The 16,380-nt window shown below is 39.9% G+C and carries 9 protein-coding genes; 4 read left to right on the top strand and 5 right to left on the bottom strand.

Translation table 11 applies throughout. The features are described 5' to 3' along the window. Positions 1-165: 165 nt before the first annotated feature. Both H5158_RS18425 and abiEi read right to left on the bottom strand, forming a co-directional pair. Positions 166-1,056, bottom strand: coding sequence for a nucleotidyl transferase AbiEii/AbiGii toxin family protein (locus H5158_RS18425; protein ID WP_182740597.1), 891 nt, complete (start codon positions 1,054-1,056; stop codon positions 166-168). Next, positions 1,057-1,581 carry a type IV toxin-antitoxin system AbiEi family antitoxin gene (abiEi, locus tag H5158_RS18430; RefSeq protein ID WP_145238776.1) on the bottom strand — a complete coding sequence of 175 codons (525 nt, stop codon included), beginning with the start codon at positions 1,579-1,581 and terminating at the stop codon, positions 1,057-1,059. A 782-nt stretch (positions 1,582-2,363) separates the two neighbouring features. Between abiEi and H5158_RS18435 the strand changes: the two genes are divergently transcribed. The 3 genes from H5158_RS18435 to H5158_RS18445 all read left to right on the top strand — a co-directional run bounded on the left by H5158_RS18435 (position 2,364) and on the right by H5158_RS18445 (position 7,754). Continuing rightward, a complete protein-coding gene (locus H5158_RS18435) occupies positions 2,364-2,969 on the top strand; it encodes a bifunctional 2-polyprenyl-6-hydroxyphenol methylase/3-demethylubiquinol 3-O-methyltransferase UbiG (protein ID WP_182740598.1) in 606 nt (201 codons plus the stop codon). Further along, positions 2,962-5,916 carry a DEAD/DEAH box helicase family protein gene (locus tag H5158_RS18440; protein WP_182740599.1) on the top strand — a complete coding sequence of 985 codons (2,955 nt, stop codon included), beginning with the start codon at positions 2,962-2,964 and terminating at the stop codon, positions 5,914-5,916. Before H5158_RS18435 ends, H5158_RS18440 begins: the two co-directional genes overlap by 8 nt. A 458-nt stretch (positions 5,917-6,374) precedes the next feature. Further along, positions 6,375-7,754, top strand: coding sequence for a hypothetical protein (locus H5158_RS18445; RefSeq protein WP_182740600.1), 1,380 nt, complete (start codon positions 6,375-6,377; stop codon positions 7,752-7,754). Here the strand turns inward: H5158_RS18445 and H5158_RS18450 are convergent. Together H5158_RS18450 and H5158_RS18455 are read right to left on the bottom strand one after the other, a co-directional pair. Further along, positions 7,749-8,519, bottom strand: coding sequence for a hypothetical protein (locus tag H5158_RS18450; protein WP_182740601.1), 771 nt, complete (start codon positions 8,517-8,519; stop codon positions 7,749-7,751). The genes H5158_RS18445 and H5158_RS18450 overlap by 6 nt on opposite strands. A gap of 30 nt (positions 8,520-8,549) precedes the next feature. Then, positions 8,550-11,717, bottom strand: coding sequence for a DUF3427 domain-containing protein (locus H5158_RS18455; RefSeq protein WP_182740602.1), 3,168 nt, complete (start codon positions 11,715-11,717; stop codon positions 8,550-8,552). Between the two features lie 1,376 nt (positions 11,718-13,093). Here H5158_RS18455 and H5158_RS18460 point away from each other — a divergent pair. Further along, on the top strand, positions 13,094-14,566 hold the full coding sequence (locus H5158_RS18460) for a hypothetical protein (RefSeq protein WP_182740603.1): 1,473 nt from the start codon (positions 13,094-13,096) through the stop codon (positions 14,564-14,566). A 31-nt stretch (positions 14,567-14,597) separates the two neighbouring features. Here the strand turns inward: H5158_RS18460 and H5158_RS18465 are convergent, their stop codons facing one another. After that, positions 14,598-15,617, bottom strand: a complete 1,020-nt coding sequence (locus H5158_RS18465) for a nuclease-related domain-containing protein (RefSeq protein WP_182740604.1) — start codon at positions 15,615-15,617, stop codon at positions 14,598-14,600. Positions 15,618-16,380 lie beyond the last annotated feature (763 nt).

Genomic DNA, 16,380 nt, shown 5'->3' on the forward strand with positions numbered 1-16,380 from the left:
TTAAAATCAATTTTACCACCGAGAGCACCGAGGCGCTTCGCTGCACAGAGAAGACAAAGCAGCGGTCTAAGGTAATCATCCTAGCACCTAGTAACTTTCCTAGAACCTAGCTCCTTACAGTCTACAAAATATTACCTTTAAGGTGCTTTTTTGTAGGCCTTAAAGTTAGCTCCCCATATCAAACTTATTATTTTTAATACCATTATTAAGGATTGAGAGTGACATAGTACTAATTTCTGATTGTACATATGGCCAATAATCAGGGTTATCGATTGTTCTTTCTTTGATTTGATTTGGAATGAAACGGCTCATTTCAATATTGAAGTCTTTACGAACTTCATCGTCATGCTGTAGCTTGTCTAATTGAATAGTCAGTGCCTCAATAAAGTCTTCGTTGGTTTTACCCCTGGCCGCAAGCTTTTTATTGATCAGTTGCTTAGATACCGCAACACCTCTTTGTTTTATCCATACTATATCCCATACATCGCGCGGTTTAATGCGCCTAGCACGGTAGGCTAATGCAATAAACTTGTCTGCAAGCGTTTCCGTTAATGATTGTACAGGGATCAGCAAACCTTCTGTTGGCGCGACAATATTATAGTGATTTATTAATGGCCTTTTTTCGATATCAAATGACGGGATAGCGCAAATATCTATATGCATTTTTTGGCGGGGAAGATCAGGACGATTACTTTCTTTTTCGATACTTATTTTCCAAGATGAAGTATTAGCTTGATTATCTTCAGCTGGTTTATTTACCCATACCTGCACCTCATATTTATTTTGTATGTATTTTTGGATTTCAACTTCTAAGCCACTGAAACTACTTGGCTTGAAGTCATGCCCACCATTAAAATCTAAATCCTCAGATAATCTAGAACTGTTATGGCACAAACGAAGTGAGGTGCCACCAATAAAAGTAAGCGAAGGCATAACACCTTGTTTTACCATTGCAGCCATAATGTCGTGATGAAGAATTTCTTTTTCAATCACAGGCGTGACGCCAGCGTACTCTGGATTTGCAGCTATAATTTGGCGTATATATTCTGTTAGCATTTAGTTCTCCAGCATGTGTACGTTGCGATTGCAGGCTTTTAGATCTGCAATCGCTTGCAGCGTATTTGCTCGGTACATCTTGATGCTTTTATCGAAATATAGGTTTTTCGCAAATTTATCAATTGGTTTTTTTGTATGGGTCAGCTCAATAACCCCATACGGAGTTGAAAATGTGCCACTACGACCTTTCGTTATTACCGTTAACCTATCCATTAATATTTGCGAAATATCGCCCGTGTAACTGAGTTGGCTTTCTAGGCTAATGTAATTTAAAACGTCACCACGTAGTTTTTTAACTATTTTATAAATAGCGGTGGTGGGGTCAGGTGGCGTGAGCGTGCTTTCAAAAATACCATTGCAGACTCTTCTTAATAGCCCTTTATTAACATTGTCAGTCAGAAACTTAGTGAATGCAGGAGTGGGTTTTTCAGCCATCATAAAAGCCAATTCTGCACTGGTATGAATACCGCCACCTGCTTTAACAGAGCTAGCTAGTATTGCTAATAATCTTTCTGCTTTATTCATTTGGTCTACAATTACATACTTATAATGTTATTAATTGTAGACCTTAAGCTTAATTGGAGCAAACTAGAGTTTAGATTAACTCTAGTTTGACTTGTATTGTCATCTAGCCCTCGTACTTATATCACCCTATAAACCGACTTCGGGCAATGAGCGGCGGGCTAATCCTAGCGCTTCCTTGTAGGTCGTCATTTATGGCGACAATGTCTAATGTTGAAAATTGACGCGCTAAAGCACGACCTACATTAGACTCTTTATGTTTTTCTCTAAAGCGCAGGCTTCTTAATCTCTGTGGTGAATAAATCACTTAAAATTAATTTTACCACCGAGACGCTGCGCTACACAGAGAAGGTAACGAGTTGCGAGCAACGAGCTGCGAATATCGGGCTTCGAGCGACGAGTAACGAATACAGCCTAGCGCCTAGTCACTTTCCTAGAACCTAGTGCCTGTTACTCCCTAAAGCCTCGCAGCTTTTTCGATCTGTGATTGTTTTAAAAGCTATTTTACCACCGAGAACACCGAGGCGCTGCGCTACACAGAGAAGATAACGGACGGCGGGCAAACCCTAGCACCTAGTCACTTCCCTAGAACCTAGCACCTTCGCTCAATAAATATGACCAAGACTAAATTCTTAATTTTTGCTAATTAGCAGCTATCTACTTGGTACTCATCGGAAAACTCTATGTTTTTAATACATTTTCATGTTAGGTTAGGATAAAACTTAATGAAAACTTAACGCACTAGTAGTTAAGTATTATTAATTAGCCACGGAGCGGTATATCAAGTGACCACTAAAACACTCAGTTACTACAACCAAAACGCACAAAGTTTTAGCGACTCAACGCTTAATGTTGATATGTCGGCGCTTTACGCTGAGTTTTTACCGCTTATCCCTAAACACGGCCATATATTAGATGCAGGCTGCGGTAGCGCCCGCGATGCCATGTATTTTAAACAGCAAGATTTTACTGTTAGCGCGTTTGATGCAAGCGAAAAAATTGCAAAGTTAGCCAGTAATTACTTACAACAAGCCGTAGAGGTTAAAACCTTTCAGCAGCTTAACTGTACAAATATGTACGACGGCATTTGGTGTTGCGCGAGTTTATTGCACGTACCAAAAGTAGAGTTACCACAGGTGTTTTTAAAACTGCAAAATGCCCTAAAACCAAACGGGGTTTTGTATGTGTCGTTTAAATATGGCGATACAGAACGCGTACATAACGGTCGCGAATTTACCGATTTAAATGAAGAAGGCCTAACCGCGCTAGTTGCTCATCACACCGAGCTTAAAATACTAAAACAATGGCAAACGGTCGACCAACGACCAGAGCGCAAAAGCGAAGTGTGGCTCAACGCATTATTAACGCGCAGCGAATTAATAAATGAATAGCTTTAACGAACAGCACCAATTGCAAAGTAATAAGCAGCAGCTTATTACGGGTGCCGATGACCCGCTATTACCTAATCTTGTACATGCAATAAATAATGCCACAGAGATTGAAATCACAGTGTCATTTATCCAACCCAGTGGCTTGGCTTTGTTATTTGACCCACTCAATGAAGCTTTACAAAGTGGCGCAACACTAAAGCTGTTAACCTCCGATTACCTTGATATTACTCATCCTAATGCGCTCAGAGAGCTAATGGTATTAGTGGATCGTGGTGCCGATGTGCGTATTTACCAAACACAGAGCAACCAAAGCTTTCACATGAAGTCGTATATTTTTGTCAAAACAAACGACACCAGCGAAATTACGTCTGGTTGTGCCTTTATTGGCTCAAGTAACATTAGCGCCAGCGCACTTACTAAAGGTCATGAGTGGAATTTTAGACATGATTACATGCAGCCAAAAACAAGCCAAGCAGCGCAGCAATTTTTAAGTATTCGGAATGCTTTTTACGCTATTTTCAACCACGAGCTTGTTACACATTTAAGCCATGAATGGATTGCTAACTACATTGCTAGGCGTAAAGTACAGCAGTTTGTAGCAGTAAACGATGCCGATACAGCGGAACAAATTATTGAACAAAGCGAAGCTAAAACACCAAGGCAAGCTCAAATTGAAGCGCTCAATGCTTTAGCGCAAACTCGCGTTGAGGGCTTTAAACGTGGCTTAGTAGTACTTGCAACAGGCATGGGTAAAACATGGTTAAGCGCGTTTGATGTTAAACAATTCAAAGCTAAACGGGTATTATTCGTCGCACATCGTGAAGAAATACTTTTACAGGCACAGCGTACATTTGCTGAACTACTGACGCTTTCAACGGGATTCTATAACGGTAAACAGCGAGACAAAAACGCCGACTGTTTATTTGCCTCTATTCAAACCATTGGCCGAAGTAATCATTTAAAGCAATTTGCACCAACGGCGTTCGACTACATCATTGTTGATGAGTTTCATCATGCCAGCGCACGTGTTTATCGTCAGCTATTAAACTATTTTGAGCCATCGTTTTTACTCGGTTTAACCGCTACGCCAGAGCGTACCGATCAAGCCGATATTTTAGGATTATGCGACAACAATTTAGTGTTTGAGCGAAACTTAACGCAAGGGATAGATCAAAAAACGTTAGTGCCGTTTCATTACTATGGTATTTGGGACGAAAACGTAAACTACCAAGCCATTCCATGGCGTAATGGTCGATTTGATCCAGCAGCACTAGAAAACAAATTTGCGACACAAAAACGTGCCGATCATGCGCTTGCACAGTGGCAGCAATACAAACAACAGCGTACGCTAGGCTTTTGTATTTCCACCAAACATGCCGATTACATGGCTGATGCATTTAATAAAGCGGGTGTAAAAGCACTATCAGTACATAGCCAATCAAAAGTACGCAGAAATGAGGCACTTAAACAATTAGAACAACGCCAAGTTGAAGTGCTATTTACCGTTGATCTGTTTAATGAAGGCACTGACTTACCCAGCATTGATACTATTTTAATGCTGCGCCCAAGTGATTCTAAAATCCTGTTTTTACAGCAATTAGGGCGTGGTTTGCGTACGCTAGAAGGTAAAACGCATCTAGTGGTGCTCGACTTTATTGGTAACCACCATAGCTTTTTAAATAAGCCTTATGCGTTACTCCATGAAACTACGCCAAGTGGTGTAGTGAAAAAGCTTAAAAAGCCAAATCTAGCTGATGGCTGTTTTATAAATATTGATTTAAAAGTCACCGACTTCTGGCAACAGCTAGCTAAGGCGCAGCGCACCAACGCGCTTGAAGATATAACACAACTTGCTGAGCAACTTGGGCATTTACCCACCTTAAGTGAGTTTTACTACCACTATGGGGATATAAAAAAGGTAAACAGCAATTACACTAGTTGGTTTGAGCTAATTGCTAAAACACAAAACATTGATGATGAGGCACAACAAGGTGCTGAGCAACTAGCGCCGTTCTATGACTTTTTACATAAGGGCATACAAACAACCAGTATGACCAAATGCTTTAAAGCTATTTTGCTTGAAGCTTATGTGGCATTAAATGGTTTTACCATTCCCCCAACAGTTGCAGAGCTTGCAGCCATGAGTGCTAAAGTATTAGCTCGCCATCCAAATTTAAAACAACACGATTTATCAGCCAAAGAGCAGCAAGCGGCGGCTGATTCACAAACATGGCAAAGCTACTGGCGTAAAAACCCAATCAAAGCTTACACCAATAAAAATAAAGATGGCACGCAGTGGTTTACGCTAGAAAACGACACAGTAAAAGCCACGTTTGACGTACCCGCAGATAAACTCGAATTATTAAACAACGCCGTGTTAGAGCTGGTTGAATACAGCTTAGCTAAATACAGCCAACGGCTAAAAGTAAACGTAGCAACAACTGAACAAAATACCGAGCAACAAGCTGATAATGTGACTCAGCTAGCGTTTAAAGATCGTACCGATACAACAAAAAAACAAGATAACACATTAAAGCTGCCGTACTTCCCCAATATAAAAATTGCCTGTGGGCATTTTAAAACAGGGGATGAAAGCGATATGGAATTGATTGACGCGCCACTTGGCGCAGGTAAGCTCGACCCGCAAGTGCATTTTTTAGCACACGCATCGGGTAACTCAATGAATGGCGGTAAACACCCAATACTTGATGGTGATTTACTGCTACTTGAGCTTATAACGTCCGATAAAGCAGGATCGTTACGCGGCCAAATAGTGGCAATAGAACGAGATGATATAGGCGGGGAAGGGCAGTATTTACTGCGCAAAGTTAATAAATTACCCAATGGGCAATATGAGCTAATTGCTCAAAACCTCGATTATGAGGTAATGATTGCTGATGAAAGCATGCGAACATTCGCACGGTTTAAACAAGTGGTTGCAGAGTAGTTTGTAGTCGCGCTTTAACTTGTAGGCGCAGAGCTTGCTCGCGCGAAAAGCGGAGCTTTTAAATTGTAGGTAGTGCCGTAGGCTCGATTTTATATCGCGCTTTGTTTTTGTAGGAACTGGCTTTAGCCGTGATTTTATATGGTTTTGGGGAAAGGGATTTAAAACCTCTATTCGAGGTTTTTGCCAGATTGCTGGCGGCAACCAAGGGGCGGCTGCCGCCGACCGCCCCTTGGAACCCCACGGCGCGCCCGAGGATCACACTGTATCTTCAACTTACGTGAATGATGTGAACGTAATCAGCGTAGATAGGCCATCCTTGGCCAAGCTACGCTTTGTACAGCATCCATGCTGTAAATTACTCATCATTAACTAAGTTTCAGGTGTGATCACGGGGAATTGGAGTGTGTTGGTAGATTGGTGTTTATAATCCGAATGTCTAAATTGTATGGAGTAATGATATGTCTCATAGGGTAAATAATAATATTGGTTATAAACCTATCTTCCCTATGTCAAATGGTCAGGATGATACATTCTGTCATTATTGTGGTCGCAAAGCTTCTTTAACAATACGTTTAGAGTGGGATCATGTACCGGCATTAAATGTGCAAATACCTTCAGAACAAAGTGACTTGTACTCAAAAACACTAGTTAGAAGTTGCCAAGAATGCAATGGCCTTGCAAGTGATATTCCCCATTTAGATTATTTAGAACGTCATTTTTGGTTAAAAGCGGCATATCTTAGGAGATATAAAAGGTTGTTACTATCTGTAGGTCCTAAAGATATTGATACTACAAATATGACTGGTTATTTAAGAGCTGCAGTAGAAAATTATGATTTTATGTATAAAGATATTTTGATGGCAATAGGCTTTGGCATCAAAAATATTAATTATATTGAGTCACCTATTTTAAAGCTTAAAAATATTGATGGGAAAGTTCTCGAAGATGTTTTATTAGGATTTCTTTATGGTGAACCATTCACAGATGAAGAGGAAGATGAAAGTGACATTGATGAGGCTGAAGAAGATATTGACTATTGTTCATTTCCTAGGTTTATTGAATTATTGTTAAGCTATAAAGAAAATGGAATAGAATTAACTAATCAATTGCAATATGAGCGTTGGATTAATGAAAATAATTATTTTTTTGAGCTAAATGAACTCCCTAAAAAGCCTGCTAAAAACTACCAAATAAGTTGGGAAAATATCTGCCAAATAGTTGAAATTGTGATATCACATACAAAAAGGAAACATAAAATAACAGATTACTTCGTAGATGATCTTAAAAACGAATTCGCATCAAACGTAGAGTCAGAATACTGTAGCTTTGAGCAATTCGTCGAAGTCATTGCTTCAGAACAGATTAATTTAGAAAATGAAGATAACTACGTGAAGTGGTTCAAAGTAAACTTTAGAAGAGCTAAGCGTTTGCTTCTACCCAATGAGCCAGCAATATTTTATAGTAAATCTTGGGATACTATATACCTAGAAATAATTAAGGCAAAAGACTTAATCAATGACTTAGAAGACTCCTTTGATGATGAACTAAGAATAGAGTTTCAAAATAAAAAAGTAGAAGAAAAAGCTCGAATATATACGCAGGCTTCTAAAAAAGTAAGTTTAGCTGAGGCCAATAATCATGAAATTAACTTATTTAAAAAAGTGCTTAAAGATAATTTCACAATTATTGAATCTAGAGCCTCAAGACAAGGTACATTTTGGTATAAATCATTTTCATATGATATTGAAAAAATTGCTGAGAATGATTACATTTTCAGCGTGTATTCTGCGAGGTATGATTATCAAGGGTTCATAGCCAAAGTTTCAAACCTTTTATAATTTGGTCTGCGTTATCAAAGCTTTTTCTAATTCAATAATAGCTAAATGACAGCTTTCAAAAAGATCATCTAATTGGGTAAAGTCAAAGCCATGATCTGAAGCTGTTTCCTGCTTTAACTTTTGCCATTTTCTTAACTGACTTCGCCCACAATATCTAGCTATTTCATATATAGCACAATCTATATGCTGGTTACTTTCTTTTGCTAAGCGGATCAGCGTTATTTTTCTAATACGCTCTAATAAAGCTTTTTCAACATCAGATGGTAATTCTGTATTTGGTATGGCAAGGTTCGTTATTTGAGTCTTTGAAGTTTCAAATAGTTTTAAAAAACTATCTTGTCCTCTAATTTTAAAGGCTAGAGTTGGATTATCTTCGGCTAAGTCAGTTAATTTATCATTGAGTGTAGGTATTACGCTGACAGTAAGGCTTTCTTCTATAGACGCTAGTTGCTCTGAAAGTTGGTTGTTTATAAGTTGAAGGTCAAAATCCTCTGTAGAGATATTTACCTCTTCGGTAGTAAACGAATTAAATTTTTTGGCAGCATATTCACAATATTCTTTAGCAACCTCATCAATGGGGAGTGTTTTCAACTTAATAGCATGACGAACTTCAAGTAGAAGAAATAAAACTTTTTTTGCATTTCTTTTGTTATCTCGGCTAGCCCTATAAAAGAATGCAATAGCGCTTGTTAATGCAATTGTTAAAGTAATTATGGCTGCAATTATAGCTGCTATGATTTTGGTGTCTTGTAAAAATTGATTCATGCTAAGCCCTTCGTAAAATTAGTAACCAATTCACCCAACAGCCAATTTCCCTGCCTCATGCCACATTTCACTTGGCATGGGGTTGGTTAATTCCCACGTAATATTCATTGGTTGGCTACCGTTGTGGCTTTGGTATTTAACCTCGCCGTAGTTTACAAATCCCATGGTTCGGCCGTTTTCATCTTTGCCTTGTTCGCGCACAAATAACAGGATAGTTTTGCCTGTTTGTTGATGCTCAATATAACTTAGGCCGCGGCCGTGTTCTGGGCGGGCGCTATTTTGCGTTTGCCAATGGAACAGGGTAGGGCTGATTGCGTAATCGTGATATAGCGTGGTGGGCGAGTAGGTTTTTTCACACTTGTTGAGTGTTACAAATAACAGCTCTAGGTTTTGATTTTTAAATTCTAAAACACCTTCGCGGGCGGTCGATTTTTTATCAAATGTGTGTGCGCCAAACGCAGCGAGTATTTGTTGGCGTGTGTAGCGGCTGTGTAATTTTATTGCATGACTAGGTAAGCACGCTAAATCGCTTTCTTGCTGGTGAATGCGGTTTATTAAAAGCGCGATCACTTGGGCAAGTTCCTGTTGTAGCTCTTTGTGTTTAAGTGCTAGTAAGCTTTGTTTAAGGGTTTTAAACCCTAAACTTGTGCCTGTGCTATCCCAAAAGTTGTAATGCGCCATAAGCGCGTACTGTTGGTTTTGTGCTGTTGGGTTAAAGTAAAAGTCGTTGTTACATAAATCACGTAAAAAGCATAAGTAGCTGAGCGAGTCGCAGCCGAGTAATTGGGTGTTAATAGCGCGGTAATACGCGGCGTAAATGTCGGCTTGTTCTGCGGGGATTTCATCGCCTTTTAACCATTGCCAGCCACCGAGCTTTTTATCTTTTGGTTTGTATATATCTTCAAGCGTGACTTGCGGGTTTATGCGTAAAAAATTACTGAGCGTTAGCGCATCATTGGTGTGTTGCGAATAGCTATTTATAAGTTGTTGTAAACGGCGTTTAGTGTTTATGGCTTGCTGAATATTTTTTAGTATTGTTTGTTGTGTGCGCTTTTGTAGCTCTATGCGGCAACCCAGTGGTAAATGCGGGAAGTTGTTTTCAACCTCGGTTTTTATTGGTTGGTTGCTTTTACCAATGAGTGCGCGAAACTTACTGGCAAAGTCGTATTCTGGGCGAGCGTTGCCTACAAAGTCGAGTACGGTACAGCACTGCTTTGATCTACCTAAAGAAAAGCTGTTGTCGGGCAGGCGCAGGCCACGGCCTAGTTGCTGTAAAAACAGCGTTAGGCTTTCTGTGGGGCGTAAAAATAACAGGGTATCGACCTCTGGAATATCGACCCCTTCGTTAAAAATATCAACTACGCAAAGTATTTGTATTTCGCCTTGGCGCAGTGCTTGTTGCTTGTGCGCCCGTTCATTGGTGTTTTTGCTGATCAGCACATCGGCATTTATGCCTGCTAAATTAAACTTAGATGCCATAAACTCTGCGTGCTTTTGGCTTACGCAAAATGCCAACGCTTTTATATCGTGAACATTAGTCACTATATCCGCAAGGCTGGATATAATTTTATTTGCGCGGCTGTTCTCCCCTGTATAAAGGTTACTTAGCTCGCTTATATCGTAACGGCCAGCACGCCATGTTATTTGGCTTAGGTCGGTATCGTCATCTAATCCAAAGTATTGAAACGGGCATAAATGGCGCTGATTTATTGCCTCTGGTAAGCGGATTTCGGCGGCTATTACGCCGCAAAAATCATCGAGTATATTAGCACCATCTTGACGCTCTGGTGTTGCAGTTAAGCCAAGTAATATTGTGGGCGTAAAGTGATTTAAAATAGCGCGATAACTTGCAGCGCTTACGTGATGCACTTCATCTATCACAATATAGTTGTAGTAATCGTGGGTTAGATTAAGCGATTCAATTTGGCTGTTTAATGTTTGGATTGACGCAAATAATTGGTTGTAACGTTGTGGCTTATAGTTACCCACCCACAACTCGCCAAAATCGTTATTTTTAAGCACACCACGATAAGCGCTTTGCGCTTGTTTTAATATTTCTTCACGGTGGGCTACAAACAAAAAGTGGGCGTTTGGGTTTTTGTCGTAAACGGCTTTAAAGTCAAACGCCGATATTATTGTTTTACCCGTGCCCGTTGCGGCAACCACTAAATTTTTAAAGCGGTTATGCACGCTACGCTCGACGCTTAGCTTTTCTAAAATAGTGAGCTGATGGGTTTTTGGCGTGATATCAAAATAAAACTGGCTGCTTGCTTGGCCAACACCACGTTGCTCGTTAAGTGAATTTATGAGCTTTTCTTTACATTCAGCTTTGCCAGTAAATAGCTCGAAATCTGGCGACTGCCAGTAGGTTTCAAAGGTACTTTTGGTTTTAGCTATGATGTGCGGGATTTCTTGCGCGGTAATTTTTAAGTTCCACTCAAGGCCGCTGGTAAGCGCCGAATGCGATAAATTAGACGAGCCAATATAACCGGTATGAAAACCCGTATTACGCATAAACAAGTATGACTTGGCGTGTAAGCGTTCTTGCTGATTATTGTAACTAAGCTTTACCTCGGTATTTGGTAGGCCTGCTAAAAACTCAACCGCTTTAGCATCTGTTGCACCCATGTACGAGGTGGTAATTACTTTGAGTTTATTACCACTTTTGGTAAATGCTTCAAGCTCATTTTTAAATATGCGCAGCCCCGTCCATTTTATAAATGAGACAAGCCAGTAAATAGTGTCGGATGATTTAATCTCGCGTTTTAGCTCGGTTTCGAGGGAGAACCCCGCATTCGCGCCGCTGAATAATTCGCTTTGGGTAAGTCCTGTTAGCGGGAAAATATCTTTGGAGTAATCTTTAAGATTTGCAGCAATGGGATTTTGGGTATTAAACAGTGCAGTAAGAATACGGCCTTGGCTGTCGATAAGGTTTTCGTTGATCAGCTCGTCATCGCGAATGTGATCTTTAAGCCAAAGCACAAGGCTGTTTGCTAGGTTTATTTGTTCTTGCAAACGCTCGTTTGAATTCGGGATTGCATCAATGGCATGAGCAACCAGCTTACCTAAAAAACGCGAAAGCCAAGTAGCCGCTTCAGCTGATTCAAGCTGGCGTTCACCCACATAAAATTGATCACGATTTAAGTTTTGCTCAATTACTTGCGTAATTAACTGCTCGTATATACCAATTTGCTGCATTAAATCGCTCCCTGTTTGCGAGCATTCAGTTTACTAAAAAATGCAATGTAAACAAGCATTAACTCATTATTGAATTAAAGGCCGCTGCCAAGACAATTTCCCTGTGATCACACCCGAAATTGAATTAATGATGAGTAATAACAGCGCATGGATGCGTGTTAAGCTGTGACTTCGCCATGGACGGCGAATACACAGCATTTACGTTCATATCATTAATTTAGATTGAGGGAACAGTGTGATCCTCGGGGCGCCGTGGGGTTCCAAGGGGCGTACGGCGCTATGCGCCCCTTGGTTGCCGTCGCCAACGCGATATAACTAAAAATTTGTAATTAAAAACCAAAGTCGGATACAAACTCCCGCCTACAATTTAAAAGCTGCGCTTTTCGCGTCAGCAAGCTTAACGCCTACGGTCAACCTAAACGATGCTGTTAATAAATCCCCCGTCATTTTGCCCGAAAAGCTCAATTGATGAGTAATTAATTGCATGGAAGCAATTAAAGCCGTGACTTCGCCATGGACGGCGAATACACGGCGTTTACGTTCATATCAATTGAGGTTTTGAGTAAACTGCAAAATGCTCGGGGCGCCGAGAGATTCCAAAGAGAAGTCGGCGGTTACTTCTCTTTGGTTGTCGTCGCCAAAGCCGGCTATACACGCTCGCCTACAATTTAAAAGCTGCGCTTTTTGCGTCAGCAAGCTTAACGCCTACGGTAAGCTTAAACGCCGCTGTTAATAAATCCCCCGTCATTTTGCCCGAAAAACCTCAATTGATGAGTAATTGATTGCATGGATGCAATTAAAGCCGTGACTGGCGCATGGATGTGCCTTACACGGCGTTTACGTTCATATCAATTTAGGCTTTGAGGAAAGTGCAAAATGCTCGGGGCGCCGTGGGTGACGAGTGACCGAAACGAAGTTTCGCAGCGCGAGGAAGTGGAAGCATGGATGCTGACAGGAACCCAGCTTCAGGGATGAATTACTTGCAGCAGAGTCAACAGTGAAAAACGTACGCCCCTTGGTTGCCGTCGCCAACGCGACATGTATAAATAAAAGCGACGAGCACCGAGTTACGGGCATCGAGCTTAGATATTAAAAGCTGCGCTTTTCGCGTCAGCAAGCTTAACGTCTACGGTCAACCTAAACGATGCTGTTAAGAAAACTCCCCCGTTACTTTGCCTGAAAAGACTCAATTGATGAGTAATTGATTGCATGGCGGAATTTTATTCCCGACAAATTCTAAGTTTCTAAATCCCTTTAGCCAGTACAAAATGTAAGCCATGAGATTGTAAAGTAACAAGTGTTAATAAAAAGTTGACATTGATGTTGTTTGGTCTAAATTTTAACCAGTCATTAAGTTTGTTGAAAAGGAATTTCTGATGAAGCTTTTATTATTTATTGTTTTATGTTCTCTTTTATGTGCTTGCACTGCAAGCACCGGTGATATCTCCATTTATTCCGTCGGTTCAGATAAAAACCTTACCTCTCCTCTTGTTACTGCCAAAGAATTGTATAGTGCTGACGGTATGATATATAAAACTGATGAAGCTCATGCTTTAAGCGGCGATGATACTTTTAGTATTTATTTAACGGATACCTATCTAAGATACCTACCAGATATTGGCGGAGATAATGAAGTTTTGATTGTCGCTGAATTTGAAGAAGTTGTAACAGGAACATCAAGCGATACTATTACCAAAATATTAGGCCCGTATGATTCAATTGCAGATGCTACGAAAGCTCCATTTTTCCATAAAGCGCTATATGGTCCTAAACGAATGGAGAGTGACTTATTAAGTCTCAAATTAAAAATCTATGAGTACGATTTAGATGAAAATGATAAAGCCGGAAGTATTATTGATTTTATCGCAGCAGCAGGAGAGGCTCTAAGTCTATCAAACCCCGTAACCACAGAAGAAATAAAAGTAGCTAAAGAGATCGCAAAGTCTGTTACAGGTACAAATGATAATGACTTAGTATTCCAGCTAGATTTGGACTTTGTTGCAGGTAATTCGCTATATAGACATAGTGGTAACAATAATGTAAATGTTCTGCCTTTAAAAGCTGGTGAAATAGTGCTTATAAAGAAAGAAGTGTGTGCTATTGGGCGATGTTACGACTATTTCAGTAAAGAAGAAGGGATACGCAACCCTGTTGGTTACGCTACAGATATATTACTTTCTCCAATTACAGCAATGACAATTGGTTTAACTGATACACCCGCTGGGTCATCTTTATCAGATGTGGAGCCACAAACGCTTGAAGTGCGTAGCGAAGGGTTAGTTCATAAGTCAAAGTCAGATGAAAAGTCAGATGGAAGCACGGAGAAAGTTAATTATTTTACTGATAAAACTTGGCTTAGATTATCTATTCTCAAAGGTGGGGACCCAGAGCTATGGGAAAAGCGAAAACTACTTTACCCAATAGAGGCTGAAATAAATGGGTTACTAAAAAGCTCTACTGGTATTAAAAGTGATAACCTTACTGCACCTATCGCTTCTTTAAATAAGGCTCAAAAGCAATTAGCAGCAATGAAGCAAAATGGTATAAAACTCGTTTCAAATAACTCCTCAAACAATACACAGTATATTTTAAAAGGCTCAACTAGTGGGGCTATTTGCTTAGATATTCCTACACGATTTAAATTGACACAAGCATTGCCTTTGTTTGATGGAAGCCCACAACAGAAATTACCATCTTACAATAAATATAGATGTTACAAATTGATGCCATCAGTGAAAGCTCAACCTTTTAAAAAGGGTACTTTGTATTTTCAAATAAACTATACAGATAATGATGTTTTAAAATCACACATAGCAACAGTGGAAGTGGTTGATGAATTTCCGGAATGATATACCTCTTATTTTTGAATGCTATCGAGCTTTAACCATCAAGTCTGAAAAACGCAGTGTTTTCACAATCACTACACACTAATGAATAAGACTCTTTGCGTTTGCTCACTTTGGTATTAGCGCTGTTACATTGCGGGCAAGACGTTTTCATTGGTGTGTTGGTATCGCACTCAGCACATGTAACAAAATAGCCGTAGCGGCCTGAGCGCGCTTTAAGCGTCTTGCTATTACTGCACTGTTTACATTGTAAATTTACTTCATTGACAACATTTGGTTGCTCTTCTTTAATTGTTGGAACAATAGATCTTGGTGCAAGAGCTGTTGATTCATTTTGATAAATCGGGCTTGGCTCGTTGAGGCTTGTTGCTAACGCATCAGGTTTTAACTGTGTGGCAGGAGTAATATTTTGCTCCAAAAGAAACTGACAGATCCTAGCTAAGCTTTCTTCACTAAACCATGGGCGAGTATTGGTTGAGAAAAAGTGCAGGGCATTTGGTATTGATGTCGGTAGCTTCATTATGTCTAAAAGTTTATCCGCTATAAACTCTGATTTAACGAGTCGCTCTTCAAGCGTTTTTGGCGTGTTATCTCGATTAATTATGGCATTACTCGATATTGCGCAGATGCTATACCATTCACGGCCACCAAAATTTTGCTGTATTTTACCAAACATCTTTGGCAGGAGTTGAGGAGCATTGTCTCTTACTAAACTTTTTAGTAATGCCAATTGTAGCTCAACTTGTTTGATAGGTGACGGCATACCTTGCCATTGCCCACGGTAACTGCGACTCCACTCTTGATGTTGGTTTATTGCAACTTCACCAGTAATACTTTTTGATTCAATAAGAATAAACCCGTAGGTATAAACAATAAGGTGGTCTATCTGTGCGCTTTCGCCGTTGTGTTTAAACTTTACATCATTAAACACAAATACTTGAGGGTGGTCTTTAAATGCGCGGCGTAAGTAAAAGGCTACCTCTAGCTCTTGCTTTTGGCCTGCTTTTAATTTTGCTGAGTTGGTTGTGACGAGCGTTTTATCTTTTAAAATCATGAGGCATCCTTTCAATCATGTATTTGTATAGAATAACATTGAAGTACCTAATAAAAATACTGCTCTGATTAATTTGATTTTAAATATTCAGCAAATTTAACACTGAAGATCACAGTATGCTTTTTCGCGTCAGCAAGCTTAACGCCTACGGCAAAATTACACACTGCTGTGAAGACAGTTCCCCCGTGATCACACCCGAAATTAAATTAATGATGAGTAATAACAGCGCATGGATGCACGTTAAGCGATGCTTACATAAGGACGTGTTTCATCGCGTTTACGTTCATATCATTAATTTAAATTGAGGAAGCAGTGTGATCCTCGGGGCGCCGTGGGGTTCCAAGGGGAGGTCGGCGCTTTCATTTGGTAGAAAATGCTCTTTGGTTGCAGTCGCCAACGCGACATAACTCAAATTTGCAATTAAAAACCAGACCGCGAGGTAAACTCTTATCCGTAATTTAAATGTTCACTCCCATACTTTATGGGGCAACAATTGAAACTTAGCTAAAAAGTCACCATTTTTATTGCAATAAATTGATCAGTAAGCAGGAGATAATGATTTTTTCGCCGAACTTAATTTCAATGACTATTTGAGCTTTTCAAAACAGTATTTAGCATCACGTTAAAGGGGTTTAGCTCAGGGCAAGATCACGAACTTTACCTTGACTTAAAAGTATGATCTTATACTCCTTTTTAAGGAGCCCCCATGCCTGATATTCAACTATTTAAATATTTCGAATCAATTGACGACCCTCGCCAGCAG

The organism is Pseudoalteromonas sp. SR45-6, assembly GCF_014163545.1.
Taxonomy (GTDB): domain Bacteria; phylum Pseudomonadota; class Gammaproteobacteria; order Enterobacterales; family Alteromonadaceae; genus Pseudoalteromonas; species Pseudoalteromonas rhizosphaerae.